The organism is Paracoccus angustae, from assembly GCF_042648745.1.
Lineage (GTDB): Bacteria > Pseudomonadota > Alphaproteobacteria > Rhodobacterales > Rhodobacteraceae > Paracoccus > Paracoccus angustae.
Genome location: NZ_JBHRXY010000002.1, coordinates 184,143 through 209,255 on the forward strand (window position 1 = coordinate 184,143; position 25,113 = coordinate 209,255).

Sequence of the window (25,113 nt, forward strand, 5' to 3'; positions counted from 1 at the left end):
CCCCCGAAGGGGCCTCTGACACACTGCGACCGATCAGCGCGCGCTGACGTCGATGTAATCGCGCTTGCCCTCGCCCACGTAAAGCTGGCGCGGGCGGCCGATCTTGTTCTGCGGATCGGCGATCATTTCCTTCCACTGCGCGATCCAGCCCACCGTGCGCGACAGCGCGAAGATCGGCGTGAACATCGAGGTCGGAAAGCCCATCGCCTCGAGGATGATGCCCGAATAGAAATCGACGTTGGGATAAAGCTTTTTCGAAACGAAATACTCGTCCTCCAGCGCGATCTTCTCCAGCTCCTTGGCGACTTGCAGCGTCGGGTTGTTGTGGACGCCCAGCAGATCCAGAACCTCGTCCGCCGATTCCTTCATCACCTTGGCGCGGGGGTCGAAGTTCTTGTAGACCCGGTGGCCGAAGCCCATCAGGCGGAACGGATCGTCCTTGTCCTTGGCCCGGGCGATGTATTCCGGGATGCGGTCCACGGTGCCGATCTCGCGCAGCATCTCCAGGCAGGCCTGGTTGGCGCCGCCATGGGCCGGACCCCACAGGCAGGCGATCCCCGCGGCGATGCAGGCGAAGGGGTTCGCACCCGACGACCCGGCCAGGCGCACGGTCGAGGTCGAGGCGTTCTGCTCGTGATCCGCGTGCAGCGTGAAGATGCGGTCCATGGCGCGGGCCAGGGCCGGATCGACGTGGTATTTCTCGGCCGGGACCGAAAAGCACATGTGCAGGAAATTGCTGGCGTAATCCAGTTCGTTCTGCGGATAGACGAAGGGCTGGCCGATCGAATACTTGTAGGCCATGGCGGCGATGGTCGGCACCTTGGCGATCAGCCGGATCGCCGCGACCTCGCGCTGCCAAGGGTCGTTGATGTCGGTCGAATCGTGATAAAATGCCGACATCGCGCCGATCACGCCCACCATGGTCGCCATCGGATGGGCGTCGCGGCGGAAGCCGCGGAAGAAGTTGTGCATCTGCTCGTGCACCATCGTGTGCCGGGTCACGCGGCGCTCGAAATCCTCCATCTGCGCGGCCGTGGGCAGGTTGCCGTAAAGCAGCAGATAGCAGACCTCCAGGTAATGCGACTGCGCCGCCAGCTGCTCGATGGGATAGCCGCGGTACCACAGCTCGCCCTTGTCGCCGTCGATAAAGGTGATGGTGGAATCGCAGCTTGCGGTCGAGGTGAAGCCGGGATCATAGGTGAACACGTCCGCCTGCCCGTAAAGCTTGCGGATATCCAGCACGTCCGGCCCCTGCGTGGGACGAAGGATCGGCAGCTCGTATTCGGCATCGTTGATCTTGAGTGTGGCGGTCGTCGCGTCGGCCATCCAAAGCATCCTTTCCGGCTGGGCCCGGCCGACCTTTGCGTTCGCGGTGGCGACTTCGCGCGGGACGACCTGGCAAGTGGGGACAGGCGGTCAGCCTGCCAAATCCGTCTGGTCCTGAAGCCGGGCCAGCGATTCCTCGCGGCCTAGCGCCGTCATCATGTCGAACACGCTGGGAGTCGCCGTCCGGCCGGCCAGGGCGGCCCGCAAGGGCGCCGCCAGCTTGCCCAACCCGACGCCGTTTTCCTCGGCGACCCGCTTGGCCGCCCCCTCCAGCTCGTCTCGCGTCCAGCTAACATGCTGCACTGCGGCAGTCAACGCGGACAGCATACCACGGGATACCGTGTCCAGAGACCTTGACGCCTTTTCGTCCAGATCCACCGGCCGGTCGATCAGCGCGAAACGCGCCTGCTCCAGCAGCTGCGGCAAGGTTTTCGCCTTTTCCTTCAGGGCGGAAAGCACGGGCGCCAGCCGGTCCTTCTGATGCTGCGCCAGGGGGGCCGCGCCGGTGTCCTGCAAGAACCGGTCCAGCGCCGCCAGCAGTTCGGCGTCCGGCATGGCGCCGATATGATGCCCGCTGACATGTTCCAGCTTCTTGAAGTCCAGCCGGGCAGGCGCCCTGTTGATGCCCGACAAATCGAACCAGGCGCGGGCCTGGGCGTCGTCGAACAGCTCGTCGTCGCCATGGCTCCAGCCCAGCCGCGCCAGGTAATTGCGCATCGCCGCCGGGGGATAGCCCAAGGCCGCGAATTCGTGCAGGCCCACGGCGCCATGGCGTTTCGACAGCTTCTTGCCGTCCTCGCCGTGGATCAGCGGGATATGGGCGAAGACCGGGCGCGGCCAGCCCATCGCGTCGAAGATCTGCACCTGCCGGAAGGTGTTGGTCAGGTGGTCGTCGCCCCGGATCACATGGGTGACGGCCATGTCGTGATCGTCCACCACCACCGCCAGCATATAGGTAGGCGTGCCGTCCGAGCGCAGGATGACCATGTCGTCCAGCTGGTCGTTGGCAACCCGGACCTGCCCCTGCACCGCGTCATCGATCGCCGTTTCCCCCTCGCGCGGCGCCCGCAGGCGGATCGCATGGGGGCCGGCCGGCAGGTCGGTCGCGTCGCGCCAGGGGCTTTGGAACGGCTGGCGGGGATTGTCCTCGCGCCATGCCGCGATCTCCTCGAGGGTCGAGAAGCACTTGTAGGCCGTGCCGTTCGCCAGCATCTGACGGGCCACCTCGGCATGGCGGTCGCGGCGCTGGAACTGGCTGATCGGCTCGCCGTCCCAGTCCAGGCCCAGCCAGGACAGGCCCTTCAGGATGGCCTCGGTCGCTTCGGGCGTGGACCGGGCGCGGTCGGTATCCTCGATCCGCAGCAGGAACTTGCCGCCCCGGCCCCGCGCGTAAAGCCAGTTGAACAGCGCCGTGCGCGCCCCGCCGATGTGCAGGTATCCCGTGGGCGAGGGGGCGAAGCGGGTAACGATCGGCGTGTCTGGCATGGCGGCTTTCCTCGGGTCGGGCATTAACGCTTTGGTAAGCTGTCCATGCCATCGTTCGGGCGCAGGAATAGAGAAGCCGGCGCGAAAGGACAAGAATGGCCGCCTCGGGCGACATGACGGCATTGCCGGGCTTTTCCGGGACGCGCGCGGCCCCGCGCCATGCGGATGCGCGGCCCGCCAGGCAGGCGGCCACGCTGCGCGCGGGGCTGTTTGCCTGGGTGCCGGTCTGCCTGGCCGCCGGGATCGCGCTGTGGTTCGCCCTGCCCGTCGCGCCAGGGCGCGCGACGTGGATCGCGCTCGGGTTTCTGGCGGCCGCGGCGCTTGGGGTCGGACAACTGGCCCTGCCCTGGGCCGAACGCGGGCGGATCGGCTGGCCCCTGGCCGACGGGCTGCGGATCGGGGCGACCGCGCTGCTGCTGGTGATCGCGGGCTTCGGCCTGATCGGGCTGCGGTCGGCCATGGTTGCCGCCCCCGTGATGGAATGGCGCTATTACGGCCCGGTCGAGGGGCGGCTGGTGGAAATCGACCGCTCCGCCCGCGACCGCATCCGCATCACGCTGGATCGGGTGGTGCTGCGCGACACCGGCCCCGACCGCACGCCCGCCAAGGTGCGGCTGTCGCTGACGGACGGCACCGACCCGCTGCCGCCCTTGGGGCAGCGGGTGATGCTGACCGGCCATCTTGGCCCGCCCCCCGCCCCGGCATCGCCGGGCTCCTTCGATTTCCGCTGGCTCGCCTGGTTCGAGGGATTGGGCGCCGTGGGTTACACCCGCACCCCCATCATGACCGTCGAACCGGCCGACGGCGGCCTTTGGGCCATGCACCGCGCCCGCATGGCGATCAGCCGGGCGATCCAGGACGGCATCGGCGGGCAGAAGGGCGCGGTGGCATCCGCCCTGATGACCGGCGACCGCTCGGGGATCGCCGAAGCCACGAACGAGGTCATGCGGGCCTCGAACCTGTATCACATCATCTCGATTTCCGGCCTGCACATGTCGATGCTGGCGGGCTTCGTTTACACCGCGCTGCGCATGGCCCTGGTTCTGGCGCAGGGACTGGGGGCGCCCCTGCCGCAGGCCGTCCACAAGATCGCCGCGCTTGGCGCGTTGCTGGCATCCGCCGCCTATCTGTGGCTGTCGGGCGGCGGGGTGGCGACCGAGCGCGCCTTTGTCATGGTGGCGGTGATGCTGCTGGCGATCATGGCCGACCGGCGGGCCATATCCCTGCGCACCGTGGCGCTCGCCGCGACGATCATCCTGGTCTACAGCCCCGAGGCCGTGACCCATCCCGGCTTCCAGATGAGCTTCGCGGCCACGGTGGCGCTGATCCTGTCGGCCGGTCCCTGGTCGCGCATATCGCACCATCTGCCCTTCTGGCTGCGGCCGGTGGCGATGCTGCTGGTGTCGTCGCTGGTGGCCTCGGTCGCGACCTCGCCGCTGGCTGCGGCGCATTTCAACCGGATGGCGCAATACGGGCTGATCGCAAACCTTCTGGCCGTGCCGGTGATGGGCGCCCTGGTGATGCCCGCGGGCGTGATCGGCGCGCTGCTGGCGCCCGTGGGCCTTGCGGGTCCGGCGCTGTGGGTGATGGGCCTGGGGACCGCCTGGATGCTGCGGGTCGCGGAATGGGTGGCGGGCCTCGGCGGCGCGGTGGTGGCCCTGCCCCTGCCGCCCGGGCCGGTGATCCCGCTGATGTGTTTCGGCGCGACGCTGGCGGTTCTGTGCTGGCGCGAGGGGCTGACCGCGCGCCGTCCCGGCCTGCCGGGCGCGGGCTTCCTGGCGGGGCTGGCGATGCTGGCGGCATCCGGGGCGATCTGGCTGACGGCCAGCCGACCCCTGCTGCTGGTCGCCCCGGAAGGCGAGGCGGCGGGCCTGATGACCATGCAGGGCCGCGCCGTGTCCAAGCCTTCCGGCGGGGCCTTCATCGTCGAGACCTGGCTGCAAGAGGACGGCGAGGTCGTCACGCAAGAGGAATCGGCCGCCCGTCCCGCCTGGCAGGGCGACAAGCGCGACCGCATGGCCGCGCTGCCGGGGGGCTGGCAGGTCTGGCATTTCACCGGCAAGGGGGCCGAGACGCGGGCGCCCGCCGCCTGCCTGCCGCAGCGGATCGTGGTCGTGGCGGCCAAGGTCGAAAAGGCCGACTGGCCCTGCGTGATGCTGGATCTCGGGCGGTTGCGGCGGACGGGGGCCGTCGCCGTCGATTTCGACGGCAACAACCCCGTCTTGCGCGGCGTCAACGACCTGCGCCGCAATCCGGGCTGACGCGGCTCAGATCCCGGCGTCGATGATCGCGCGGGCCAGAACCGGCACCGTGTCCCGGTTCAGCCCGGCGATGTTCAGCCGCGAATCGCCCACCATGTAGATCGCCGCGTCCGATTTCAGCTTCGCCACCTGCTCGGGCGTGGCCCCCAGGCGGGAGAACATGCCGCGATGCCGGCCGATGAAGTCGAAGCGGTCGCTGCCCGACAGGTCGCGCAGTTCCGACGCCAGTTGCGACCGCAGGCCCAGCATGGTGCCCCGGATCTCCTCGAGTTCCGCCGCCCAATCGGCACGCAGGGACTCATCGGACAGGATGGTGCTGACGATCCGCGCGCCGTGGTCGGGCGGGAAGGAATAGTTCTGCCGGTTCAGAAAAGCCATCGACCCCTGCGCCAGATCGCGCGCGGCGGTGTTTTCGGCCAGGGCGAACAGGATGCCGGTCCGTTCGCGGTAGATGCCGAAGTTCTTGGAGCAGGAGGCCGCGATCAGCGCCTCGGGCAGTCGCGCGGCGATCATGCGGGTGGCGGCCGCGTCTTCCTCCAGCCCGTCGCCGAAGCCCTGGTATGCCAGGTCGATCAGCGGGATCGCGCCGGATTGTTCCAGGATCGCCGCGACTTCCTCCCATTGCTCCATGGTCAGGTTGGCGCCGGTCGGGTTGTGGCAGCAGCCGTGCAGCAGCACGATGTCGCCCTTGCCCGCGCGGGCGATGTCGGCCTTCAGGCCGTCGAAATCGACGCCGCGGGTTTCGGCGTCGAAATAGCGGTATTCGACGAAGGGCAGGCCCATGAACTTCATGATCGACAGGTGGTTGGGCCAGGTCGGGTTCGAGACAAAGACCGTCGCCCCCGGATTGGCCAGGCGCGCCAGTTCCAGCGCCTGCCGGATCGCGCCGGTGCCGCCCACCGTCGCCAGCGACGCCAGCCGGTCGCCCGGCACGTCCTTCAGCACCATCCGCGCCATGGCGTTGCGGTATTCGGGTTCGCCCGCCAGCCCGGTATAGGCCTTGGTGGTCTGCGTGTCCCAGATCCGCCGTTCCGCCGCCTTGACCGCCCGCATGACCGGCGTGACCCCCTGCGGATCCTTGTAGACGCCGACGCCCAGGTCGATCTTGCCCTGCCGGGTGTCGGCCTTGAACTCCTCGATCAGCATCAGGATCGAATCGGGGGCTTGGGGTTGGAGGTTGGACAGCATTCAGGCGTCTCCGGTTGCGATGGGCAGGTCCGGGAAGCTGCCCCATTCGGTCCAGCTTCCGTCGTAAAGCGAGTGGTTGCGGTGCCCGATCCGTTCCAGCGCCAGGCTGAGAACGGCGGCTGTGATGCCGCTGCCGCAACTGGTGATCACGGGCTTCCCGAGGTCCACCCCGGCGTCCTCGAACGCGGCGCGCAGGGCGTCGGGCGATTTCATCGTGCCATCCGCGTTCAGCAGCCGTCCGAAGGGGACGTTGCGCGCGCCGGGGATATGGCCCGACCGCAGGCCGGGACGCGGCTCGGGCGCCTCGCCCCGGAAACGCCCGGGCGCTCGGGCGTCGACGATCCCGTGATCGCCCAGCTTGCTGGCCGCCGCCACCTGCGTCACGTCGCGCACAAGGCCCGCCTGGCGCTGCACGGTGATGTGGCGGTCGCGCAGAACCGGGGCCATGTCCTCGACCGGGCGGCCCTCGGCCTGCCACTTGGCGAAGCCGCCGTCCAGGACCGCCACGTCGGTCTTGCCCATCAGGCGGAAGGTCCACCAGACCCGCGCGGCGCTGCGCACGTCGGAATTGTCGTAAACCACGACCTGATGGCCGTCGCCCACGCCCATGGCGCGCATCCGCGAAACGAACATCTCGACCGGAGGGGCCATGTGCGGCAGGGCGGACCGCTTGTCGCTGATCGCGTCGATGTCGAAGAAGCGCGCCCCGGGGATATGGGCCGCGTCGTATTCGGCCCGCGCGTCGCGCCCGGTAGCGGGCATGTGCCAGCTTGCATCCAGGATGCGCAGGTCGGGATCGTTCCCGTGCGCCGCCAGCCATTCGGTCGAAACCAGCGTTTTCGGATCGTCCTGCATGGTCCCCCTCCGTCATGGCGCGGGACCGCTCTACAAGGGCGGCCGGGCTGGCGCAATGCTAACCCTGCTTCAGAAGCCGCTGCTTTTGCCGGTTCCAGTCGCGCTTGGCGTCGGTTTCGCGCTTGTCGTGGTTCTTCTTGCCCTTGGCCACGCCGATCTTCAGCTTCACAATGCCGCGGTGGTTGAAATACATCACCAGCGGGACCAGCGTCATCCCCTCGCGTCCGACGGCCTGCCACAGCCGCGCCAGTTCCTTGCGGCTGACCAGCAGCTTGCGCTTGCGTCGCTCCTCGTGGCCCCACACCCCGGCCTGCTTGTAGGCGGCGATATAGCCGTTGATCAGCCACAGCTCGCCGTCCTCGACCGAGGCATAGCTTTCGGCGATGTTCGACTGCCCGGTGCGCAGCGACTTCACCTCGGATCCGGTCAGGACGATGCCGGCCTCCAGATCGCTTTCGATGAAGTAATCGAAGCGCGCCCGCCGGTTTTCGGCGATGATCTTGTAGTTCTTGTCGGGGTCGTTAGCCATGGTGCTTTCAGATAGGCGCCGGACACCGTGCTGTAAAGGTGCACGAGAAAGGTGCACGAGGGTTGAAGGAAAAGGAACCGCCATGCTGGGACAGATCGCGTTCGGATCGGTTCTGATGCTGTGCAGCATCGGCATTGCCGGGCTGTGGATCTGGCTGCTGGAAACGGGCTTCGCCCGCTGGGAAGGATGGTTGGTGCGCGCGCCGCACCGGCCCAAGCTGATCCTGATCGTGCTGGCCTCCAGCCTGGCGGTGCTGGCCATGGTCACAATGTCGGTCTGGCTCTGGGCGGGGGCCTTTCACCTGCTGTCGATCTTCCGCGACTTCGAGGAGGCGATGTACTTCGCGCTGGTGACCTTTACCACGCTGGGCTACGGCGACGTGCTGATGCCGCCCGAATGGCGCATCCTGGGCGGGCTGGCCGCCGCCAACGGGCTGCTGAGCTTCGGGCTGATGACCGCGCTGATGGTGGAATCCCTGCGCCACGTGCGCGTGCGCCAGATCGAGTTCACGAGGAATGGCGCATGAGGCCGGGGCCGCTGAACCTGATCACCGACATCGAGGGCCTGCGGGTGGGCAACGCCGCCGACCCGCGCCTGAAATCCGGCGTCACCGTGCTAACCGGCGGCGCGCCCTTCGCGGCGGCGGTTCACGTCATGGGCGGCGCGCCGGGCACGCGGGAAACCGATCTGCTGGCCCCCGACAAGCTGGTGGCGCAGGTCGATGCGCTTGTGCTTTCGGGGGGATCGGCCTTCGGCCTGGCGGCCTGCGACGGGGTGATGGCGGGCCTGCGCGCGGCGGGGCGCGGGTTTGCGGTGGGTCCGGCGCGGGTGCCGATCGTGCCGGGGGCGATCGTCTTCGACCTGCTGAACGGCGGGAACAAGGGGTGGAACGACAACCCTTATCCCGCGCTTGGGCGGGCGGCCCTTGACGCCGCCGCCGCCGATTTCGTCCTGGGCACGGCGGGCGCCGGGACCGGGGCCGCGACGGGGAACCTCAAGGGCGGGCTCGGCTCGGCCTCGGCGGTGCTGACGAACGGGCTGACCGTGGGCGCCCTGGTTGTGGTCAATGCGCTTGGGCAGGCGACCGTGGGCCACACGCGGCAGTTCTGGGCCGCGCCCTGGGAATTGGAGGCCGAGTTCGGCGGCCTTGGCCTGCCCGCCAGCTTTCCCGCCGCCCGGGAACCGGCCCCGATGAAACGGATGGGAGAGGCCACAACCATCGCCATCGTCGCCACCGACGCGGCCTTGGACAAGCCGGCGCTGCACCGCCTTGCCATTGCCGCCCATGACGGCATGGCCCGCGCGCTGGTGCCCAGCCACACGCCTCTTGACGGCGATCTGATCTTCGCGGTTTCGACCGGGGCCAAGCCGCTGGCGGATCCGGTGGCCGGTTCCTTTCTGCTGGGCCACGCCGCCGCATCCTGCCTGGCGCGGGCCATCGCGCGGGGCGTCCATGCCGCGACCCCGGCGCCGGGCGACCGGCAACCCTGCTGGGGCGACCCGGGCGCATGAAAAAAGCGGCGCATGAAAAAGGGGCGGCGCGCGACCGGCGCACCGCCCCATCAGAGAGAGGGTCGCCAAGAGGGAAGGCTTAGCGATGTTCGTTCAACGCGGACATCCCCCGCAGGTTTCACGGCATGCGCGACTTTTTGACAACCGCGACACGCGCCGCGTGGTCCGCCTTGGCTTTGACAACGCCCGGCCTGCGTGGTGATCATCGGCCGACCGCCTTTGGAGCCACAGCCATGACCAAGCATTCCACCGACCTGAAGACGCTGCTGCGCGACCCCTCGCTTCTGGAAACCCGGGCCTTTGTGGCGGGCGAATGGGCCGATGCCGCGGACGGCGCGACCTTTGACGTGATCAACCCGGCGCGCGGCGACGTGATCGCCAAGGTGGCCGACCTGTCCCGCGCCGACGCAGCCCGCGCCATTCAGGCGGCGCACGAGGCGATGAAGGCCTGGGCCGCCCGCACCGCCAAGGACCGCGCGGGAGTGATGCGCCGGTGGTTCGACCTGATGATGGCGAACCAGGACGACCTGGCGCGCATCCTGACCGCCGAGATGGGCAAGCCCTTCCCCGAGGCCAAGGGCGAGATCGCCTATGGCGCCAGCTTCGTCGAATGGTTCGGCGAGGAAGCCAAGCGCGTTTATGGCGAGACGATCCCCGGCCACATGCCCGACAAGCGCCTCACGGTGATCCGCCAGCCGATCGGCGTGGTGGGCTCCATCACGCCCTGGAACTTTCCGAACGCCATGATCGCCCGCAAGGCCGCGCCCGCGCTGGCCGTGGGCTGCGGCTTTGTGGCCCGTCCCGCCGCCGAAACGCCGCTGTCGGCGCTGGCGATGGCGGTCTTGGGCGAACGCGCGGGCCTGCCCAAGGGGATTCTGTCGGTGATCACCTCGTCGCGGTCCAGCGATATCGGCAAGGAATTCTGCGAGAACCCGCTGGTGCGCAAGCTGACCTTCACCGGCAGCACCGAAGTCGGCCGCATCCTGCTGCGCCAGGCCGCCGACCAGGTGCTGAAATGTTCCATGGAGCTGGGCGGCAACGCCCCCTTTATCGTCTTCGACGACGCCGACCTGGATGCGGCGGTGGAAGGCGCGATGGCGTCCAAGTTCCGCAACAACGGCCAGACCTGCGTTTGCGCGAACCGCATCTATGTCCAGGCCGGCGTGTATGACGCCTTCGCGCAGAAGCTGGCGGCGGCGGTGGACAGGCTGCGCGTGGGCGACGGGCTGGACGACGGCGTGACCACCGGCCCGCTGATCAACGAGGACGCCGTGGAAAAGGTCGAGGAACATATCCGCGACGTGCTGGACGGCGGCGGTCAGGTCGTCACCGGAGGCACCCGGATGGAGGGGCTGTTCTTCCGGCCCACGGTTGTCACCGGCGTCACCGACCGCATGAAGGTCGCGACCGAGGAAACCTTCGGCCCCCTGGCCCCCTTGTTCCGCTTCGACACCGAGGAGGAGGTCGTGCGGAAAGCCAACGACACGATCTTCGGGCTGGCGTCCTATTTCTATGCCCGCGACATCGGCCGCATCACCCGCGTGCAGGAGGCGCTGGAATACGGAATCGTCGGCGTGAACACCGGAATCATCTCGACCGAGGTGGCGCCCTTCGGGGGCGTCAAGCAGTCGGGCCTGGGCCGCGAGGGCAGCCGCCACGGGATCGAGGATTACCTGGAATTGAAATACATCTGCCTGTCGATATGACAGTTCGCAACGATTTCGGGCGTTTGCGGGAACGCAAGGGGGGTGCCGCGCATTGACAGGCGAAGGCCCCGCCCTTTCGGTTCCGGCGGGGTCGGTTGGAAAAAGGGGAAGTGCATGGAAGGTTTTGGCTGGATCATGTCGATCATCCTGGGGGCTATCGCCGGGTGGATCGCGGAAAAGATCATGAAGACCGACACCGGTCTGCTGATGAACATCATCGTCGGCATCATCGGCGCGCTGATCGGTAATTTCATCTTCGACGCGCTGATCGGCAGCAGCGGCGAAGGCAGCATCATCGGGCAGCTGATCGTTGCCGTGATCGGCGCCTGCATCCTGATCTGGCTGGTGCGCATGGTGCGTGGCCGCGCCTGATCGTCCGCCGGAAAACGAAAAGGCCGGTGCGGCGATCCGCACCGGCCTTTTTCATGGCCCTTCGGAAGGGGCGGATCAGCGCCCCCCGTCCTCGTCGTCCTCGTCCCGTTCGGGCAGGTTGAAGAAGCTGTCCGCATTCAGATCCGGCTCGGGGGTCTTGTCCTCGTCCCGCGTCAGCGTGAAGCCTTCCAGGCCCGCGATGGACGAAGGCAGGCGCGGCTCGTCGCTCATCGCCAGCGAGGTTTCGGTGCTGACCAGCTTGCGGCGTTCGTCATCGCTCATCACCTCGCCCGAACCGCCCTTCTTGGCGGCCTTCTGGACGGCGGCGTCCAGCTCGGTCTGGCGGCACAGGCCCAGGGCCACCGGGTCGATGGGCTGCATGTTCTGGATGTTCCAGTGCGTGCGCTCGCGGATCGAGGCGATGGTGGGTTTGGTGGTGCCCACCAGCTTGGCGATGGCCGCGTCGGGAAGCTCGGGATGGAACTTGACCAGCCACAGGATCGCATTCGGACGGTCCTGGCGCTTGGACAGCGGGGTATAGCGCGGCCCGCGGCGCTTTTCCTCGCCCTCGGCGGCGGGGTTGTGCTTCAGGCGCAGCCTGTAGGCGGGGCTGGCCTCGCCCTTCCTGATCTCCTCGGCGTCCAGCTGGTGCGAGGCCACCGGGTCATAGCCCTTGACGCCCACGGCCACGTCGCCGTCGGCGATGCCCTGCACTTCCAGCTCGTGCAGACCGCAGAAATCGCCGATCTGCTTGAAGCTCAGCGTGGTATTGTCCACCAGCCAGACGGCGGTCGCCTTGGCCATCAGCGGCTTGCTCATGTCAATCTCCTTCGCATGTCTGCCCCGAACAGCAGGTTTCAGGCCGGAAAAACGGCTTTGGCGGGTGCCATTCCTCGTTTTCGGGGGGAATTGGCCGGTGATATAGCGATTTCGAGGCGCGGGGAAAAGAGGATTCGCATCGGAACCGTGGACGCGGCCGCGCCGGGCAGGCATGGTGCGGTCATGAAGGCTGCTTTTCTTGTCCCCGTTCTGGCCGCGCTGTGGCCCGCCCCCGCCCTGTCCGACGGCGTGGCGGGCGAATTCGACTATTACATCCTGTCGCTCAGCTGGCAGCCCGCCTGGTGCCGGACGACCGGCGACGGGCGGGACGCCCCGGAATGCCAGAACGGCAGCGGCCGGGACTTCGTGGTTCACGGGCTTTGGCCGCAATACGAACGGGGCTGGCCCGATCATTGCGAAACCCGCGAACGCGACCCGTCGCGGCGCGACACGCAGGCCATGGGCGACCTGATGGCCCCCGGCCTGGCGCTTTACCAGTGGCGCAAGCACGGCCGCTGTTCGGGCCTTTCGGCGGCGGGCTACTACGCGGCCCTGCGCGAGGCGGCCGAGGCGGTCCGAACCCCCGCTGTTTTCGACGACCTGCCGCGCGACATCGCCCTGCCCCCCGCCGTGGTCGAGGACGCCTTCATCGAGGCCAATCCCGGCCTGACGGCGGACGGCATCACCGTCACCTGCAAGGCCGAGGCCCTGGCCGAGGTGCGCATCTGCCTGACCCGGGATCTGGAACCCCGCGCCTGCGCCCCCGACGCCCGGCGCGATTGTGCCCGTTCCCGGGTGCTGATGGAACGGATTCGCTGATTGCCCTGGAACCCCGCCTCTGCCGGCGGTCTTGAACACGCCACAACACGGAACAGCCTGGACGCGCCATGAAGGAAATCGAACTCAAGCTGCACCTGACGGACGCCGCCGCCCGCGCCATCGAGGCCGCGGGCGTGCTGCCGGGCAAGCCGAAGACGGTCGCGCAGCGGTCCCTTTACTTCGACACGCCGGACCGGGCGCTGGCAAAGGCGGGGCTGTCCCTGCGGATCCGAAAGGCCAAGGGCAAGCGCGTCCAGACCGTCAAGCAGGCCGACCGGGGCGCCGCGGGGGTCTTTGCCCGGCCCGAACACGAGATGGCGGTCGCGGACGACAGGCCCGTCCTGGACGAGGCCACGCCGGTCGCCCGCGTTCTTGGCGCCAAGGCGTCCGAGCTTGCGCCGGTCTTCGCCCTATCCGCGAACCGCCGGATCTGGACGCTGGAGGAAGGCGGCGCCCGCATCCTGGCCATGATCGACCGGGGCGAGATCACGGCGGCCGACCGCCACAGCCCGCTTTGCGAATGCGAGCTCGAGCTGGTCTCGGGTCCGCCCGGCGCGCTTTTCGCCGTTGCCCGCCGCCTGGGCGCGGTGGCGCCGGTCAGGCTGGGCGTCCTGACCAAGTCCGAACGCGGCTATCGCCTGACGGGCTCCCTGCCCGTGGCGGTCAAGGCCGAGGAAGTGGCGCTTGACCGGGACATGACGGCGGCGCAGGCCTTTCAGCGGATCGTCCTGTCCTGTCTGCGGCAATTCCGCCTGAACGAGGATCTGCTGCTGGCCACCCGCACGCCCGAGCCCCTGCACCAGGCGCGGGTCGCACTGCGCCGGTTGCGGTCGGCCTTTACCATCTTCCGGCCGATGCTGGGCACGTCGGGCACCGCCCTGCGCGAGGAGTTGCGCTGGCTGGCGGGCAGCCTGGGGGATGCGCGCGACCTGGACGTGCTGCTGCCCCGCGCGCCGCGCGGACCGTTGCAGGACCGCATCCGCGCGGGCCGCGAGGCGGCCTATGACGCGCTGGCGGGGACGCTGGCGTCGGACCGCGCCCGGGCGCTGATGCTGGATCTGGCGGAATGGGTCGGCGGGGGCGACTGGCTGTCCGACCCGGACACGCGGGCCATGCGCGACAGCGACGCGCAGGATTTCGCCGCCGCGGCCTTGTCGCGGTTCCGGCGCAAGGTGAAAAAGGGCGGCCGCGATCTGGCGCATCTTGAAGACGAGGCCCGGCACGAATTGCGCAAGGACGCCAAGAAGCTGCGCTACGCGGCGGATTTCTTCGCGCCGCTGTTCGCGGGCGACCGGCGGAAAGGCCGCAGGCGATTCGGCGCGGCGCTTGCGGATTTCCAGGACCATCTGGGCGCGCTGAACGACCTGGCCGCGGCGCCCCTGGTGCTGGACCGCCTGGGCCTGGCCGACATGCCCGGGGCGGCGGACCTGGCCGATGCCGTGGACCGCGCGCCCCTGCTGGCTGCGGCCGAAAACGCCCACCGCGCCCTGGTCCGGGCGGAACGATACTGGACCTGAGGTCAGGCCGCCTCGTCCGCCACCTTCAGGACGATCTTGCCGATGTGCCGGCTGCTTTCCATGCGCCGATGCGCCTCGGCCGCGTCCGCCAGGGCGAATTCGCTGTCGATCGTCACCCGGACCGACCCGGCCGAGACCAGCGGCCACAGCCGCTTGCGCAGGGCCTCGGCGATCTCGGCCTTGGCGGCGTCCGACTGGGGGCGCAGGGTCGATCCGGTGACGGTCAGGCGCTTGGCCATGATGGGGGCGAAGTTCAGCTCGACCTTCGGGCCTTCCAGAAAGGCGATCATCACCAGCCGCCCGTCCGGCGCCAGGGCCTTGACGTTTCTGGCGATGTAGCTGCCGCCCACCATGTCGAGGATCAGGTCCGCCCCGCCCTCGGCGGCGACGACCTTGACGAAATCGTCCGTCCGATAGTTGATCGGCGTGGCGCCCAGGGCGGCGATGGCCGCGCATTTCCCGTCGCTGCCCGCGGTGGCGAAAACGCGCGCGCCCAGGGCGCGGGCGACCTGGATCGCCATCATCCCGATGCCCGAGGTGCCGCCATGAACCAGGAACCGCTCGCCCCCGGCCAAACCGCCGCGCGTCACCACGTTCGACCACACGGTGAAGGCGGTTTCCGGCAGGCAGGCGCCTTCGCGCAGCGACAGGCCATAAGGGATGCGCAGCGCGTGGTCGGCATGGCAGGCCACGTATTCGGCGTAACCCCCGCCGGGCACCAGGGCGCAGACCTGTTCGCCCTTGCGCCAGCGGGTGACGCCCACCCCCATGCCCACGATCTCGCCCGAAACCTCCAGCCCCGGCAGGTCGGACGCATCGGGCGGCGGCGCGTAAAGGCCCTGGCGTTGCAGCACGTCGGGGCGGTTCACCCCGGCATAGGCCACGCGGATCAGGATCTGGTCGTGGCGCGGCACCGGAACCGGGCGCAGGGCCGGGCGCAGCATGGTGGCGTCGCCGGGGTCCGCGATCTCGACCGCGTTCATGGAATCGGGGAACATCGTCTCTCCTGGTCAGGGTCGTGTGCGGCCGGGCAGGTCGCGCGGGCGGGGCGCGCGGATCCAGCCAAATGCCAAGCCGGCCAGCCTTTCCGCCCCGGGCAGCTTGCGCAAGCCGGATTTGATCTGTTCGAAGCGCATCACCCCGTCGATGCGGCGGTCGATGAAGGCGCGGGTCTCGGCATGGTCGGGCGAGGTGTCGCCCAGCCAGAACAGCACCGTGGCGCCGATCACCGCCGCCAGGGTCGCGCGCTTGGAATACCAGTTCACGTCGCGCGAGGTGTCGCCGAGCCCGGTCCAGATCACGTCCGCCGTTTCCCACACCAGCCGGGCCGCCAGCGCCGCGTTCTGCGGCAGGGACAGCGTGGCCGCCCCCGCGCGCACCAGTTCGGCATCGACCAGCATCAGCCGGCGCCAGATCGCCTCGGCCACGCGGTCGCGGAAGCGCCCGCCGGGCGGGGTCTGGGCCAGGCTGTCCCGCAGCATCGCGTCCGCGCGGCGGTGATAGGCGGCGGCCAGCCCCGCGCCGCCCTGGGGGAAATGCACCCGCGCCAGGTCGGGCGACATGTTCAGGTCGCGCGCCCCGGACAAAAGGGCGCGGTCGTTCATCCCCTCGAACGGGACATGGGTCAGGGCGGCGTCAAGAAGCGCGTCGCGGTCGGTCCGGGTCATGAAACAGCCTCCGTCTGGACAAGCGCGCCCGGCTTTGATAGGGGGGCGCATCCTGCAATCTTGCAACTCTAACCTAGGAAGGTGGTGACAACCACATGCAGGTCAACGTTCGCGACAACAACGTCGAACAGGCGCTTCGCGCCCTGAAGAAGAAACTTCAGCGCGAGGGCGTGTTCCGCGAAATGAAGCTTCGGCAGCATTTCGAAAAACCGTCGGTCAAGAAAGCCCGTGAGCAGGCCGAGGCCGTGCGCCGCGCCCGCAAGCTGGCCCGTAAAAAGGCGCAGCGCGAAGGCGCTCTCTGATCGCAGCGCGAAGGCGCTCTGCTAGACGACGCGATCCGCGTTATCTGCAAACCCCCGCAGCATCACGCCGCGGGGGTTTGCTTTCATCGCCACAGGTGCAGATCCAGCGCATCCGCCGTCGAGGGCACCATCAGCGAGCCGTGGTTTTCCCGCGGATAAGGGCGATACAGAACCTCCAGCCCGCCGACCCGCGACAGGATTTCCACCAGGGCGGTCGGATCATGCGGATGCCCTTGCCGCGCCCGCCCCGCCTGGGCGATCATCACCTGGATTGTCGGATCGACCGTTCCGCCCGCCGCCGCGACCCCTGCGGCGAAGGCCGCCGCCTCGCGCCGCGATTCGCCCGCGTTCCACCACACCGAAGGATCGGCGGCAACGAAACGCGCGAACAGCCGCGGGCGGCTGAACAGCGCGTGCAGCACGAACAACCCGCCCAGCGAATGGCCGTAGATCGTCATGTCGCGACGGTCGAGGGAATAGCGCCGGCCCAGTTCGGGCAGCAGGTCGCGCTCGATCATGGCCAGGAACGCGTCCCGCCCGCCGGTCTCGCGGTCGGCGGGGGCGGCGCGGTAAAAGGGGATCGGCACGACCGGCGCCATCGCGCGCGAGGTCAGGTCGCGCCAGCGGCGGTTCGCCCCCTTGTAGCCGATCCCGAACAGGATCACCGGCATCCGCGCCGCGCGGGCCTCGCGGTGGGCCCACAGATGGGGAAACGTCGTCGCCCCGTCCAGCGACAGGATCGCGGAATAGCCCTGCGGCGGCGGCGGGACATCCGGCAGGCCCACATGGATGCGCCATTGATCGCCGGCGGGGCCGAGGGCGAAACTGCTGGCGCGGGGATGAACGATCTCGGGGGGCGGGACGCGGCGGGGCTGCGCCAGGGCGGGGGCGGCGCCAGCCGCCGCCAGAAGGGCCAGCAGATGGCGGCGGCGCAGGCTCATCAGACCGGGATCGCGGTGGTGCGGAACACCGTGCGCAACGCGAACGACGAATGCATCTGCGCGACCCCCGGCAGGCGGGCCAGATGCTGGCGGTGGATGCGGGCGAAGTCGTCGGTATCCTCGACCACGATCTTCAGCAGGTAGTCGGCGGTCCCGGCCATCAGGTGGCATTCCAGCACGTCGGGAATGGCGCGCACGCCTTTTTCAAAGGCCTCCAGAACCTCGTCGGCCTGGCCGGACAGCGTTATTTCCACGAAAACGGTGGTCTGGCGGCGCAGCTTGCGGGCGTCCAGCAGCGCGACATAGCCGTGGATCACGCCCGCTTCCTCCAGCCGCTGGACGCGGCGGTGGCAGGCGGACGGGGACAAATGCACCCGCAGCGCCAGTTCGGCGTTGCTGATTCGCCCCTCTTTCTGAAGCAGGGACAGGATCCGGCGGTCTGTTGCATCAAGATCGGACATGGCGGGATATTCTTCGAAGAAACGTTCCGCCGCCAGAGGTTTTCCTTGTCCTGCCCGCCGTTCGGGCGGCAGCTTCGCAGCACCTTGCATCGGCCCCGTGCCAGACTGTCCGAAAACGAAGGGGGAGGAAGACGCCATGCAGATCGGCTGCCCGAAGGAAATCAAGCCGCAGGAATTCCGCGTGGGCCTGACGCCCGCCGCCGTGACCGAGGCCGCCTGTCGCGGCCACGGCGTGGTGGTGGAAACCGGCGCGGGCCTGGGCTCGGGGTTCACGGACCGGGATTATGCCGCCTCCGGGGCCAGCATCGCGCCGGACGCGAAATCGGTCTTCGATGCGGCCGACATGATCGTGAAGGTCAAGGAACCGCAGGCGGAGGAACGGCGGATGCTGCGCGACGGTCAGGTGCTGTTCACCTATCTGCACCTGGCCCCCGACCCCGACCAGACCCGCGACCTGCTGGAATCGGGCGTCACCGCCATCGCCTATGAAACGGTGACGGATGCGCGCGGCGGCCTGCCCCTGCTGGCCCCCATGTCCGAGGTGGCGGGTAGGCTGGCCCCGCAGGTCGGATCCTGGGCCTTGCAAAAGGCCAACGGGGGGCGCGGCGTGCTGCTGGGCGGCGTGCCCGGCGTGCGGCCCGCCAATGTCGTGATCATCGGCGGGGGCGTGGTGGGCACGGCGGCGGCGCGCGTGGCCGTGGGCATGGGCGCCAATGTCACGGTCACGGACCGGTCGGTGGCCCGGCTGTCCTATCTGGACGACATCTTCATGGGGCGGCTGACCACGCAGTATTCCAGCGCCGCGGCCACCGCCGAGCTGATCCGCGCCGCCGACATGGTGATCGGCGCGGTGCTGATCCCCGGCGCCGCCGCGCCCAAGCTGGTAAGCCGCGAGCAGCTGTCCGCGATGCAGCCCGGCGCGGTGCTGGTGGACGTGGCCATCGACCAGGGCGGCTGTTTCGAGACTTCGCGCGCCACCACCCACCAGGATCCGATCTATGAGGTGGACGGGATCGTGCATTACTGCGTGGCGAACATGCCGGGCGCGGTGGCGCGGACCTCGACCCAGGCGCTTGGCAACGCGACGCTGCCCTTTGTGCTGGCCCTGGCCGACAAGGGCTGGCGGCAGGCGGTGCTCGAGGATCCGCATCTGCGGGCCGGGCTGTCCACGCACGGGGGCCGCCTGACCTCGCCCCCCGTGGGCGAGGCCCTGGGGCTGGAGGCGATCACGCCCGATCAGCTCCTGGCCGGTTGACCGCCCTCAGGGCGCTTGCCCGTCCGGCCGGCGAAGGCCATCGCCTTGCCGTCACCGCCCGCGCCGGACTGGATGGACCCTTAAGGCCCGGCAGGCGCCCGCTTGCCGGTTCCGTCTGGCGGCGCGGTCGCAGGCGGGCGGGAAGACGCGCGCGTTTCCCGATCCCGCCGGGACCGCCGCGGATCTAAGGCCGGGGCAGCGGATAGTCCGAGGACCCCGACCGGTCGGCCAGAAGGTCGCGGATCTGGGCCAGCAGTTCTTCCTGGGTGGGGGCGGCCACGACGACCTCCTCCTGCTGGCGGACCGCCAGGCGTTGCAGGCGGTTCACGCCCTTGACCAGCAGGAACACCGCCCAGGCGATGATCAGGAAGTTCAGCACTGCCATCAGAAAGGCGCCATAGGCGAAGATCGGCGCCCCGGTCTCGCGGGCGGCGGCAAGGCTTGCATTCTCGGGGACGGCGATGTCGGTCGGCAGCACGAAATACAGGTTCGAGAAATCGACCCCCCCGGTCAGCACGCCGAGGATCGGATTGATGAGATCGGCCACCACCGAATTGACGATCGCGGTGAAGGCCGCGCCGATGATGATGCCGACGGCAAGGTCGATGACATTGCCGCGGGCGATGAACTCTCGGAACTCTCTGATCATTGGCAGGCTTTCCCATGTGACACGCGCCGCACCGGGCGCAAGGAAAGCATGCTGTCTGATCAATAAAAAAGCAATTCCGCGGATGAACTTGGCCCGCCCGCCGGGGCAGACGGGCCACGGCGCGGGATCAGTTCGCCTCGGCCAGCTTGCCGTCGATGATCTCCTTCATGTCCTCCCACGGCTGGTTCATGACCTTCTCGCCGCCGATGATGAAGGTGGGGGTCGCCTCGATCCCGTCAGCGGTGGCGTTCTGCTGAAAGGTCGCGATCAGCCGCTCGGCCTTGGCGGTGTCTTCCCAGCAAGCGGTCATCTGCTCCTCGGTCATGCCGGCCTTGAGCCCGATCTTGCGCAGGTTCGCGGCGATCTCCTCGCCCGTGCCGCCGGCCAGCCAGTCCTTCTGTTCGTCGAACAGCATGTCGGACACGGCATAGAACTTTTCGTCCCCGCCGCAGCGCGCGAGCACGCCCGCCCAAAGGCCCGGCTGGTCGAAGTAGACGTCGCGCTGGATGAACTTCACCTTGCCGGTATCGACATATTCGGCCTTCAGCTTCGGCCAGGTCTCGGCATGGAAATTCGCGCAATGGCCGCAGGTGAAGCTGGCATATTCGATCACCGTCAGCGGCGCGTCGTCGGACCCCAGGCTGATGTCGGGCAGGGTTTCGGCCTGCGCGGCGGGCGCGGCCTCCTGGGCCATGGCGGCCGGAGCGGCAAGGGCGAACGCCAGGGCGGCTGCGGCAGAGCGGATCAGCATGGAAAATCCTTTCGGTGGTTCCGGTGTCGTTTGGTTGCGATGTTCAGCGCCAGCCGGGCCATCGCCTCGGCCAGGGCGGGATCCTCGAACTGGCGGGCGACCTGGTCGGCGGCCTGGCGGCTGGCCGGATCGGGCGCGGCCGGCCTGGCGGCCGCCGGGGCGAAGACGGCCTGGCCTTCGGCGAACCCGCTGGCCGCCGTCTGGGTCAGCACGATCCGCTGCACGGCGTTGTAGCCGTAGCAGGCGTTCACCCGGTCGCGCAGCTGCGGCAGCTGCATCTCGACCAGGGGGGCGACGGGGCCGGTGGTCAGCAAGGTCAGCGTGGCGCCGAATCCGCCGCGCGCGTGGCTGATGCGCACGGGCCGGGTCATGGCGGCAAGCTGGGGTCCGGCGATCTCGGGCCAGTGGGTCAGCAGGCGGGCGACGGCGAAGCCCCGCCCCTCGGCGGCCTTCTGCACCCGGTCCGCCAGAAGCGTCGCCGCCTGCTGGAAGCCGCGCCTGCGGCGGGCCATGGGGGTGCGGGGGTGGTCGGGCGATCGTGCCATCATTGCCTGTCCGGGTATCACCCCCATATCCTTAATCAGCCCCGCCCCCGGAGGAAAGCGGGGGATCGGAACAAGGGCCTGAATATTGCGTGACACAAGGGTGATCGCCCCGCAGCTTCTGGACTGGTATGACCGCCACGCGCGCGTCCTGCCCTGGCGCGTGCCGCCGGGGGGCGGCGGGGCAGACCCTTATCGCGTCTGGCTGTCCGAGGTGATGCTGCAACAAACCACCGTGGCGGCGGTCAGGGCCTATTTCGAACGCTTCACGGCGCTGTGGCCGACGGTCCAGGATCTGGCCGCGGCGGACGACGCGCGGGTTATGGCCGAATGGGCGGGGCTCGGCTATTACGCCCGCGCCCGCAACCTGCTGGCCTGCGCCCGGGCGGTGTCCGCCATGGGCGGGTTCCCGCAAACGCGCGACGGCTTGCGCGGCCTGCCGGGGATCGGGGCCTATACCTCGGCCGCGATCGCCGCCATCGCCCATGACGCGCCGGAAACCGTGGTCGACGGCAATGTCGAACGCGTGGTGGCGCGGCTGTTCGCGGTGGAAACGCCCCTGCCCGCCGCCAAGTCCGAACTGGTGGCGCTGGCCGAAACGCTGACCCCGCAGCAGCGCCCCGGCGACTATGCCCAGGCGATGATGGATCTGGGCGCCACGATCTGCACGCCGCGCAACCCGGCCTGCGGCATCTGCCCGCTGATCCACCAGTGCGACGCCCGCGCCCTGGGCATCGCCGCCAGCCTGCCCCGCAAGGCGCCCAAGGCGGCCAAGCCCGACCGCGCCGGCATCGCCTGGGTGGCCCGCCACGGCGATGCCGTGGTGGTCGAGGAACGCCCGGCCAAGGGCCTGCTGGGGGGCACGCTGGCCTTCCCCTCGGCCCATTGGGACGGGCGCGACCTGCCGCCGCCCGGCGCCGCGGCGTGGCGAGAGATCGGCCATGTCCGCCATGTCTTCACCCATTTCAACCTGTCCTTGCAGGTGATGGCGGGCGATCTGGACGGCCCGCCCGCGCGCGGCCGTCTGGTGCCGCTGCGGCATATCGACCGGGACGCCCTGCCCGGTCTGATGCGCAAGGTCTGGGATATGGCGCGCGCGGAAATCGCCGCGTAACATCGCTGGCATGAGCGATTCAACCCCAAGCAGATTGCCGCCCGCGGCGCCTTTCTGGATGTCCCTGGTCATGCTGCCGTTGGTCGCCCTGGCGGCGGCCTGGGGCGGATCGTGGTGGATGCTGCTGCCCGCCTATGCCTGGTATCTGACGACCGCCCTGGACGGCGTGCTGGGGCTGAACACTGAAAACCCCGATCCCCGGACGGAAACCTCTGCGCTGTTCTGGCACCGCGCCGTGACGGTGATCTGGTTTCCGCTGCAATTCGCCGCGATCTTCGGCGGGATCTGGTATGCGACCCGTGCAGGCCACCTGTCGGGCCTTGAAAAGCTGGGGTTGTTCTTCGGCGCGGGCGTGCTGTCGGGCACCATCGGCATGGTTTACGCTCACGAGCTTCTGCACCAGAAAACCGCCGTGGAACGCTGGATGGGCGATCTGCTGCTGGCTTCGGTGCTGTATTCGCATTTCAGGACCGAGCATCTGCTGGTTCATCACGCCTGGGTCTCGACTCCCCGCGACGCGGTGTCGGCGCGCTATGACGAAAGCTTCTACGGCTTTTTCTGGCGGGTGCTGCGCGACGGCCCCGCCAGCGCCTGGCGGGCGGAAACACGGCTGCTGGCGCGGGCGGGCCGCGGCCCCCGGGACCGGCGCAATCCGTTCTGGCGCTACGGGGCGCTGCAAGGCGGGATGGTCCTGCTGGCCCTGGCCCTGGGCGGCGTGCAGGGCCTGGGGCTGTTCGCCTTTCAGGCCTTTGTCGCCGTTTGGCAGCTCGAGGTCGTGAACTATGTCGAACATTACGGCCTGACCCGAAAGCATCTGGGCGACGGGCGGTATGAACCTATCCTGCCGCGCCACAGCTGGAACGCCAGCCACACGGCCTCGAACTGGCTGCTGATCAACCTCCAACGCCATTCCGACCACCACTGCAAGCCCGACCGGCGCTTTCCCCTGCTGCAAACCTATGGCGAGAACGAGGCCCCGCAGCTGCCCTTCGGCTATCCGGCGATGACCTTTGCCGCCATGATCCCGCCCTGGTGGCGGCGGCGGATGAACCCGCGCGTCCGCGCCTGGCGCAGGCGGTTCTATCCCGAGGTGACGGATTGGGGACCGTATAACCGGGGCGAGCTGCCGATGCCGCGCAATGCGCTGTAGAGATGAACCGGCGAAGGCCGTCGCCTTCGCCACGCGATGCCCTGCCCATCAAGGCCGCCGGGCCCCGAAGGCCCGGCCGGCGCCCGCCCCCGCCCCCGACCCGCCCCCGGCGGGCGCTTTTCGCCCGCCGAGACGGGCGCCGGCCTACTGCGGTTGTGGTGCGGCACCGTTTTCAATGGCGCTGTCGCACCTGGGCAGGGGAAACGCAGTGCGTGTCCAGTTCCCGCCCATGCGAGCTTGCGCCACGACCACCCTTGTTCCCGGGGCGGCCCGCCGCGCGATCCATATCAGATCCCGCCTTGCAAAGGCGATGCACCCTTCGGTCCCAAAGCCCGGCCTGCGCCATTGATGCAGAAAGATCGCCGACCCCCGCCCCGGCACCGCCTCGGGCCAGTTCCAGTCGGTTGTCAGCACCAGGTCGTACAGCGGATCGGCCCGGCGCAGCCTTTCGTGGCTCGCCGCCAAGGGCGCGCGCGCGTGACGGTTGTATCCCGGATGGTCGGGGGCGTCGCACCACAGGTCGCCCGGGCCGATGGGTTGCGCCCATGCCGCAGGCCGCGCCAGGCGGTCGGGCCGGTACCACAGCCCGGTGATCCGCATCACCCCCGCAGGCGTGGCGCCATCCCCCTCGCGCTTGTCGCGCGCCACGCCGCGCTTGCCGATGCTGCACGGGAACAGCCGCCCGCGATACCGCACCCCCTGGGGCGTCAGCACCAGATCGTCCGGCCTCACAGCAGATGCCCCGACTTTTCGGCCTTTGTGTCCAGATACCCCTCGTTGAAGCGGTTGCGGCCGACCACCAGCGGCACGCGCTCGGTCACGGCGATCCCATGGCTTTCCATCATCGCCACCTTTCGCGGATTGTTGGTCATCAGCCGCGTCTGCGAAAACCCCATCCGCCGCAGCAGCGCCGCGCCGATGCGGAAATCGCGCTCGTCATCCTCGAACCCCAGGCGGTGATTGGCCTGCACCGTGTCGAAGCCCTGGTTCTGAAGCGCATAGGCGCGCATCTTGTTGGCCAGCCCGATCCCCCGGCCCTCCTGGTTCAGATACAGCAGCACCCCCTGCCCCGCCTGGCCCATGGTTGTCAGGGCCGCGTGCAGTTGCGGACCGCAGTCGCATTTCAGGCTGCCCAGCACGTCGCCCGTGAAGCAGGCCGAATGCAGCCGCGCCAACACCGGCGCGTCGCGCGGCGGGTCGCCGATCTCGATGGCGTAATGCTCGGCCCCGCCGTCGTCGGGGCGGAAGATGTGCAGGCGCGCGCGTTCCGCCGCGACCAGCGGCAGATTGGCGGCGGCGACCGGGGCCAAGGCGGCCTCGTGCGCCAGTTGCGCCAGCAGCGGTCCCGGCGCGACCTGCGTCAGACCCGGCAGGGGATCCGCCGCGACCACCAGCACGGCAGGCAAAAGCTGGGCCGATTTCGCCAGCGCCAGCCCGGCCAGATGCGGCGTGGCGTCGCCCTCGCGTTCGGTGAACAGCGGCCCTTTCATCGGCGTCATCAGATCGCCCGAAGGATCGGCCAGCGCCCGCAGCCAGGCGTGATCGGCGTCAGGCGGCACGATCACGCGGGCCAGCCCGTCGTCATAGGCCCGCGCCTTCAGCGTCTCGGCCCGCCGTTCGGTCAGCGCCAGCACGGGCCGCCCAAGCGCGCGGATCGCCTCCAGCCGCGCGGGCGCCAGCGTTTCCACCGCCGCGACCAGATGCCCGCCGATCATCACCGGCAGCCCCACGCGCAGATCGCTGCGCGCGCGCGACACGGTTTCGGCCAGGGTGGGGATCAGGCTCATCAAGGGTCCGGCAGGTTGAAACATTCTGAAACATAAGCGCCCTTCCCGACAACTCCATGTGAGATTTCCGACATGATGCTGGACGGGGCGGCGCGTCCTGCCCAC

Annotated in this window: 25 protein-coding genes and 1 pseudogene; 11 read left to right on the plus strand and 15 right to left on the minus strand. The window is 69.1% G+C overall.

Going from position 1 to position 25,113, the window contains the following annotated elements; all coding sequences use genetic code 11:
* Positions 1-33: 33 nt before the first annotated feature.
* A complete protein-coding gene (gltA, locus tag ACFOM8_RS03975; protein ID WP_377759516.1) occupies positions 34-1,326 on the minus strand; it encodes a citrate synthase in 1,293 nt (430 codons plus the stop codon).
* A gap of 90 nt (positions 1,327-1,416) precedes the next feature.
* Complete coding sequence (gene gltX / locus ACFOM8_RS03980) at positions 1,417-2,811, minus strand: glutamate--tRNA ligase (RefSeq protein ID WP_377759518.1); 1,395 nt, start codon at positions 2,809-2,811, stop codon at positions 1,417-1,419.
* Between the two features lie 95 nt (positions 2,812-2,906).
* Here gltX and ACFOM8_RS03985 point away from each other — a divergent pair, with 95 nt between their 5' ends.
* Positions 2,907-5,072: a ComEC/Rec2 family competence protein gene (locus tag ACFOM8_RS03985; RefSeq protein WP_377759520.1), complete on the plus strand. Its 2,166-nt coding sequence runs from the start codon at positions 2,907-2,909 to the stop codon at positions 5,070-5,072.
* A 6-nt stretch (positions 5,073-5,078) separates the two neighbouring features.
* On the opposite strand, the gene ACFOM8_RS03990 is transcribed toward ACFOM8_RS03985, so the two are convergent.
* Genes ACFOM8_RS03990 through smpB form a run of 3 tightly spaced genes read right to left on the minus strand, consistent with a single transcriptional unit; the run spans position 5,079 to position 7,644 of the window.
* Positions 5,079-6,260 carry an amino acid aminotransferase gene (locus tag ACFOM8_RS03990; RefSeq protein WP_377759522.1) on the minus strand — a complete coding sequence of 394 codons (1,182 nt, stop codon included), beginning with the start codon at positions 6,258-6,260 and terminating at the stop codon, positions 5,079-5,081.
* Complete coding sequence (gene sseA, locus ACFOM8_RS03995) at positions 6,261-7,115, minus strand: 3-mercaptopyruvate sulfurtransferase (RefSeq protein WP_377759524.1); 855 nt, start codon at positions 7,113-7,115, stop codon at positions 6,261-6,263.
* A 58-nt stretch (positions 7,116-7,173) separates the two neighbouring features.
* Positions 7,174-7,644 carry an SsrA-binding protein SmpB gene (gene smpB, locus ACFOM8_RS04000; RefSeq protein WP_377759527.1) on the minus strand — a complete coding sequence of 157 codons (471 nt, stop codon included), beginning with the start codon at positions 7,642-7,644 and terminating at the stop codon, positions 7,174-7,176.
* Positions 7,645-7,726: 82 nt separating this feature from the next.
* On the opposite strand from smpB, the gene ACFOM8_RS04005 reads away from it, so the two are divergent.
* From ACFOM8_RS04005 to ACFOM8_RS04020, 4 genes are all read left to right on the plus strand, one after another.
* The gene (locus ACFOM8_RS04005; protein WP_377759528.1) at positions 7,727-8,170 is read left to right on the plus strand and encodes an ion channel; all 444 of its coding nucleotides are present in this window, start codon (positions 7,727-7,729) and stop codon (positions 8,168-8,170) included.
* Positions 8,167-9,156: a P1 family peptidase gene (locus tag ACFOM8_RS04010; RefSeq protein WP_377759530.1), complete on the plus strand. Its 990-nt coding sequence runs from the start codon at positions 8,167-8,169 to the stop codon at positions 9,154-9,156. The genes ACFOM8_RS04005 and ACFOM8_RS04010 overlap by 4 nt, the downstream gene beginning before the upstream one ends.
* A 233-nt stretch (positions 9,157-9,389) precedes the next feature.
* Positions 9,390-10,862 (plus strand): NAD-dependent succinate-semialdehyde dehydrogenase, encoded by a 1,473-nt coding sequence (locus ACFOM8_RS04015; RefSeq protein WP_377759532.1) that lies wholly within the window; start codon positions 9,390-9,392, stop codon positions 10,860-10,862.
* Between the two features lie 114 nt (positions 10,863-10,976).
* Positions 10,977-11,234 (plus strand): GlsB/YeaQ/YmgE family stress response membrane protein, encoded by a 258-nt coding sequence (locus ACFOM8_RS04020; protein ID WP_377759534.1) that lies wholly within the window; start codon positions 10,977-10,979, stop codon positions 11,232-11,234.
* Positions 11,235-11,309: 75 nt separating this feature from the next.
* Here ACFOM8_RS04020 and ACFOM8_RS04025 read toward each other — a convergent pair whose 3' ends face one another.
* Complete coding sequence (locus ACFOM8_RS04025; RefSeq protein ID WP_377759536.1) at positions 11,310-12,053, minus strand: DUF1013 domain-containing protein; 744 nt, start codon at positions 12,051-12,053, stop codon at positions 11,310-11,312.
* Positions 12,054-12,236: 183 nt separating this feature from the next.
* Between ACFOM8_RS04025 and ACFOM8_RS04030 the strand changes: the two genes are divergently transcribed.
* Positions 12,237-12,872, plus strand: coding sequence for a ribonuclease T2 family protein (locus tag ACFOM8_RS04030; RefSeq protein ID WP_377759538.1), 636 nt, complete (start codon positions 12,237-12,239; stop codon positions 12,870-12,872).
* A 68-nt stretch (positions 12,873-12,940) separates the two neighbouring features.
* Positions 12,941-14,389: a CYTH and CHAD domain-containing protein gene (locus tag ACFOM8_RS04035; RefSeq protein WP_377759540.1), complete on the plus strand. Its 1,449-nt coding sequence runs from the start codon at positions 12,941-12,943 to the stop codon at positions 14,387-14,389.
* Positions 14,390-14,391: 2 nt separating this feature from the next.
* On the opposite strand, the gene ACFOM8_RS04040 is transcribed toward ACFOM8_RS04035, so the two are convergent.
* Together ACFOM8_RS04040 and ACFOM8_RS04045 are read right to left on the minus strand one after the other, a co-directional pair.
* Positions 14,392-15,387, minus strand: a complete 996-nt coding sequence (locus tag ACFOM8_RS04040) for an NAD(P)H-quinone oxidoreductase (RefSeq protein WP_377759542.1) — start codon at positions 15,385-15,387, stop codon at positions 14,392-14,394.
* 12 nt (positions 15,388-15,399) lie between these two features.
* Positions 15,400-16,056 carry a COQ9 family protein gene (locus ACFOM8_RS04045; protein WP_377759544.1) on the minus strand — a complete coding sequence of 219 codons (657 nt, stop codon included), beginning with the start codon at positions 16,054-16,056 and terminating at the stop codon, positions 15,400-15,402.
* A 95-nt stretch (positions 16,057-16,151) separates the two neighbouring features.
* On the opposite strand from ACFOM8_RS04045, the gene rpsU reads away from it, so the two are divergent.
* Positions 16,152-16,358: a 30S ribosomal protein S21 gene (rpsU, locus tag ACFOM8_RS04050; protein ID WP_103173489.1), complete on the plus strand. Its 207-nt coding sequence runs from the start codon at positions 16,152-16,154 to the stop codon at positions 16,356-16,358.
* An 83-nt stretch (positions 16,359-16,441) separates the two neighbouring features.
* Here the strand turns inward: rpsU and ACFOM8_RS04055 are convergent, their stop codons facing one another.
* Complete coding sequence (locus ACFOM8_RS04055; RefSeq protein WP_377759546.1) at positions 16,442-17,299, minus strand: alpha/beta hydrolase; 858 nt, start codon at positions 17,297-17,299, stop codon at positions 16,442-16,444.
* Positions 17,299-17,760, minus strand: a complete 462-nt coding sequence (locus ACFOM8_RS04060) for an Lrp/AsnC family transcriptional regulator (protein ID WP_377759548.1) — start codon at positions 17,758-17,760, stop codon at positions 17,299-17,301. Before ACFOM8_RS04060 ends, ACFOM8_RS04055 begins: the two co-directional genes overlap by 1 nt.
* Before the next feature lie 136 nt (positions 17,761-17,896).
* Between ACFOM8_RS04060 and ald the strand changes: the two genes are divergently transcribed.
* Positions 17,897-19,015, plus strand: a complete 1,119-nt coding sequence (gene ald, locus ACFOM8_RS04065; protein WP_377759550.1) for an alanine dehydrogenase — start codon at positions 17,897-17,899, stop codon at positions 19,013-19,015.
* A gap of 184 nt (positions 19,016-19,199) precedes the next feature.
* On the opposite strand, the gene mscL is transcribed toward ald, so the two are convergent.
* From mscL to ACFOM8_RS04080, 3 genes are all read right to left on the minus strand, one after another.
* Positions 19,200-19,670 (minus strand): large conductance mechanosensitive channel protein MscL, encoded by a 471-nt coding sequence (gene mscL, locus ACFOM8_RS04070; RefSeq protein ID WP_377760061.1) that lies wholly within the window; start codon positions 19,668-19,670, stop codon positions 19,200-19,202.
* A 121-nt stretch (positions 19,671-19,791) separates the two neighbouring features.
* Positions 19,792-20,415, minus strand: coding sequence for a DsbA family protein (locus ACFOM8_RS04075; protein WP_377759552.1), 624 nt, complete (start codon positions 20,413-20,415; stop codon positions 19,792-19,794).
* The gene (locus ACFOM8_RS04080; protein WP_377759554.1) at positions 20,409-20,960 is read right to left on the minus strand and encodes a DUF721 domain-containing protein; all 552 of its coding nucleotides are present in this window, start codon (positions 20,958-20,960) and stop codon (positions 20,409-20,411) included. Before ACFOM8_RS04080 ends, ACFOM8_RS04075 begins: the two co-directional genes overlap by 7 nt.
* An 85-nt stretch (positions 20,961-21,045) precedes the next feature.
* On the opposite strand from ACFOM8_RS04080, the gene ACFOM8_RS04085 reads away from it, so the two are divergent.
* Positions 21,046-22,071, plus strand: coding sequence for an A/G-specific adenine glycosylase (locus ACFOM8_RS04085; protein WP_377759555.1), 1,026 nt, complete (start codon positions 21,046-21,048; stop codon positions 22,069-22,071).
* A gap of 70 nt (positions 22,072-22,141) precedes the next feature.
* On the plus strand, positions 22,142-23,221 hold the full coding sequence (locus ACFOM8_RS04090; RefSeq protein WP_377759557.1) for an alkane 1-monooxygenase: 1,080 nt from the start codon (positions 22,142-22,144) through the stop codon (positions 23,219-23,221).
* Positions 23,222-23,461: 240 nt separating this feature from the next.
* Here the strand turns inward: ACFOM8_RS04090 and ACFOM8_RS04095 are convergent.
* Both ACFOM8_RS04095 and ribA read right to left on the minus strand, forming a co-directional pair.
* Positions 23,462-23,953 (minus strand): annotated as a pseudogene (locus ACFOM8_RS04095) (L,D-transpeptidase family protein); the annotation flags it as partial.
* Positions 23,950-25,008, minus strand: coding sequence for a GTP cyclohydrolase II (ribA, locus tag ACFOM8_RS04100; protein ID WP_377759559.1), 1,059 nt, complete (start codon positions 25,006-25,008; stop codon positions 23,950-23,952). The pseudogene ACFOM8_RS04095 and the gene ribA, both read right to left, overlap by 4 nt.
* Positions 25,009-25,113 lie beyond the last annotated feature (105 nt).

What these genes read in the sequence shown, in the direction of transcription:
- ACFOM8_RS04040 (WP_377759542.1), bottom strand. Translation starts at nt 15,387, where the DNA reads ATGTTCCCCGATTCCATGAACGCGGTCGAGATCGCGGACCCCGGCGAC.
- ACFOM8_RS04080 (WP_377759554.1), bottom strand. Translation starts at nt 20,960, where the DNA reads ATGGCACGATCGCCCGACCACCCCCGCACCCCCATGGCCCGCCGCAGG.
- ACFOM8_RS04075 (WP_377759552.1), bottom strand. Translation starts at nt 20,415, where the DNA reads ATGCTGATCCGCTCTGCCGCAGCCGCCCTGGCGTTCGCCCTTGCCGCT.
- ACFOM8_RS04035 (WP_377759540.1), top strand. Translation starts at nt 12,941, where the DNA reads ATGAAGGAAATCGAACTCAAGCTGCACCTGACGGACGCCGCCGCCCGC.
- smpB (WP_377759527.1), bottom strand. Translation starts at nt 7,644, where the DNA reads ATGGCTAACGACCCCGACAAGAACTACAAGATCATCGCCGAAAACCGG.
- ACFOM8_RS04025 (WP_377759536.1), bottom strand. Translation starts at nt 12,053, where the DNA reads ATGAGCAAGCCGCTGATGGCCAAGGCGACCGCCGTCTGGCTGGTGGAC.
- ribA (WP_377759559.1), bottom strand. Translation starts at nt 25,008, where the DNA reads ATGAGCCTGATCCCCACCCTGGCCGAAACCGTGTCGCGCGCGCGCAGC.
- ACFOM8_RS03985 (WP_377759520.1), top strand. Translation starts at nt 2,907, where the DNA reads ATGGCCGCCTCGGGCGACATGACGGCATTGCCGGGCTTTTCCGGGACG.
- gltX (WP_377759518.1), bottom strand. Translation starts at nt 2,811, where the DNA reads ATGCCAGACACGCCGATCGTTACCCGCTTCGCCCCCTCGCCCACGGGA.
- ACFOM8_RS04030 (WP_377759538.1), top strand. Translation starts at nt 12,237, where the DNA reads ATGAAGGCTGCTTTTCTTGTCCCCGTTCTGGCCGCGCTGTGGCCCGCC.
- sseA (WP_377759524.1), bottom strand. Translation starts at nt 7,115, where the DNA reads ATGCAGGACGATCCGAAAACGCTGGTTTCGACCGAATGGCTGGCGGCG.
- ACFOM8_RS04015 (WP_377759532.1), top strand. Translation starts at nt 9,390, where the DNA reads ATGACCAAGCATTCCACCGACCTGAAGACGCTGCTGCGCGACCCCTCG.
- ald (WP_377759550.1), top strand. Translation starts at nt 17,897, where the DNA reads ATGCAGATCGGCTGCCCGAAGGAAATCAAGCCGCAGGAATTCCGCGTG.
- ACFOM8_RS04060 (WP_377759548.1), bottom strand. Translation starts at nt 17,760, where the DNA reads ATGTCCGATCTTGATGCAACAGACCGCCGGATCCTGTCCCTGCTTCAG.
- rpsU (WP_103173489.1), top strand. Translation starts at nt 16,152, where the DNA reads ATGCAGGTCAACGTTCGCGACAACAACGTCGAACAGGCGCTTCGCGCC.
- ACFOM8_RS04010 (WP_377759530.1), top strand. Translation starts at nt 8,167, where the DNA reads ATGAGGCCGGGGCCGCTGAACCTGATCACCGACATCGAGGGCCTGCGG.
- ACFOM8_RS04055 (WP_377759546.1), bottom strand. Translation starts at nt 17,299, where the DNA reads ATGAGCCTGCGCCGCCGCCATCTGCTGGCCCTTCTGGCGGCGGCTGGC.
- ACFOM8_RS04005 (WP_377759528.1), top strand. Translation starts at nt 7,727, where the DNA reads ATGCTGGGACAGATCGCGTTCGGATCGGTTCTGATGCTGTGCAGCATC.
- ACFOM8_RS04045 (WP_377759544.1), bottom strand. Translation starts at nt 16,056, where the DNA reads ATGACCCGGACCGACCGCGACGCGCTTCTTGACGCCGCCCTGACCCAT.
- ACFOM8_RS04090 (WP_377759557.1), top strand. Translation starts at nt 22,142, where the DNA reads ATGCTGCCGTTGGTCGCCCTGGCGGCGGCCTGGGGCGGATCGTGGTGG.
- ACFOM8_RS04020 (WP_377759534.1), top strand. Translation starts at nt 10,977, where the DNA reads ATGGAAGGTTTTGGCTGGATCATGTCGATCATCCTGGGGGCTATCGCC.
- ACFOM8_RS03990 (WP_377759522.1), bottom strand. Translation starts at nt 6,260, where the DNA reads ATGCTGTCCAACCTCCAACCCCAAGCCCCCGATTCGATCCTGATGCTG.
- gltA (WP_377759516.1), bottom strand. Translation starts at nt 1,326, where the DNA reads ATGGCCGACGCGACGACCGCCACACTCAAGATCAACGATGCCGAATAC.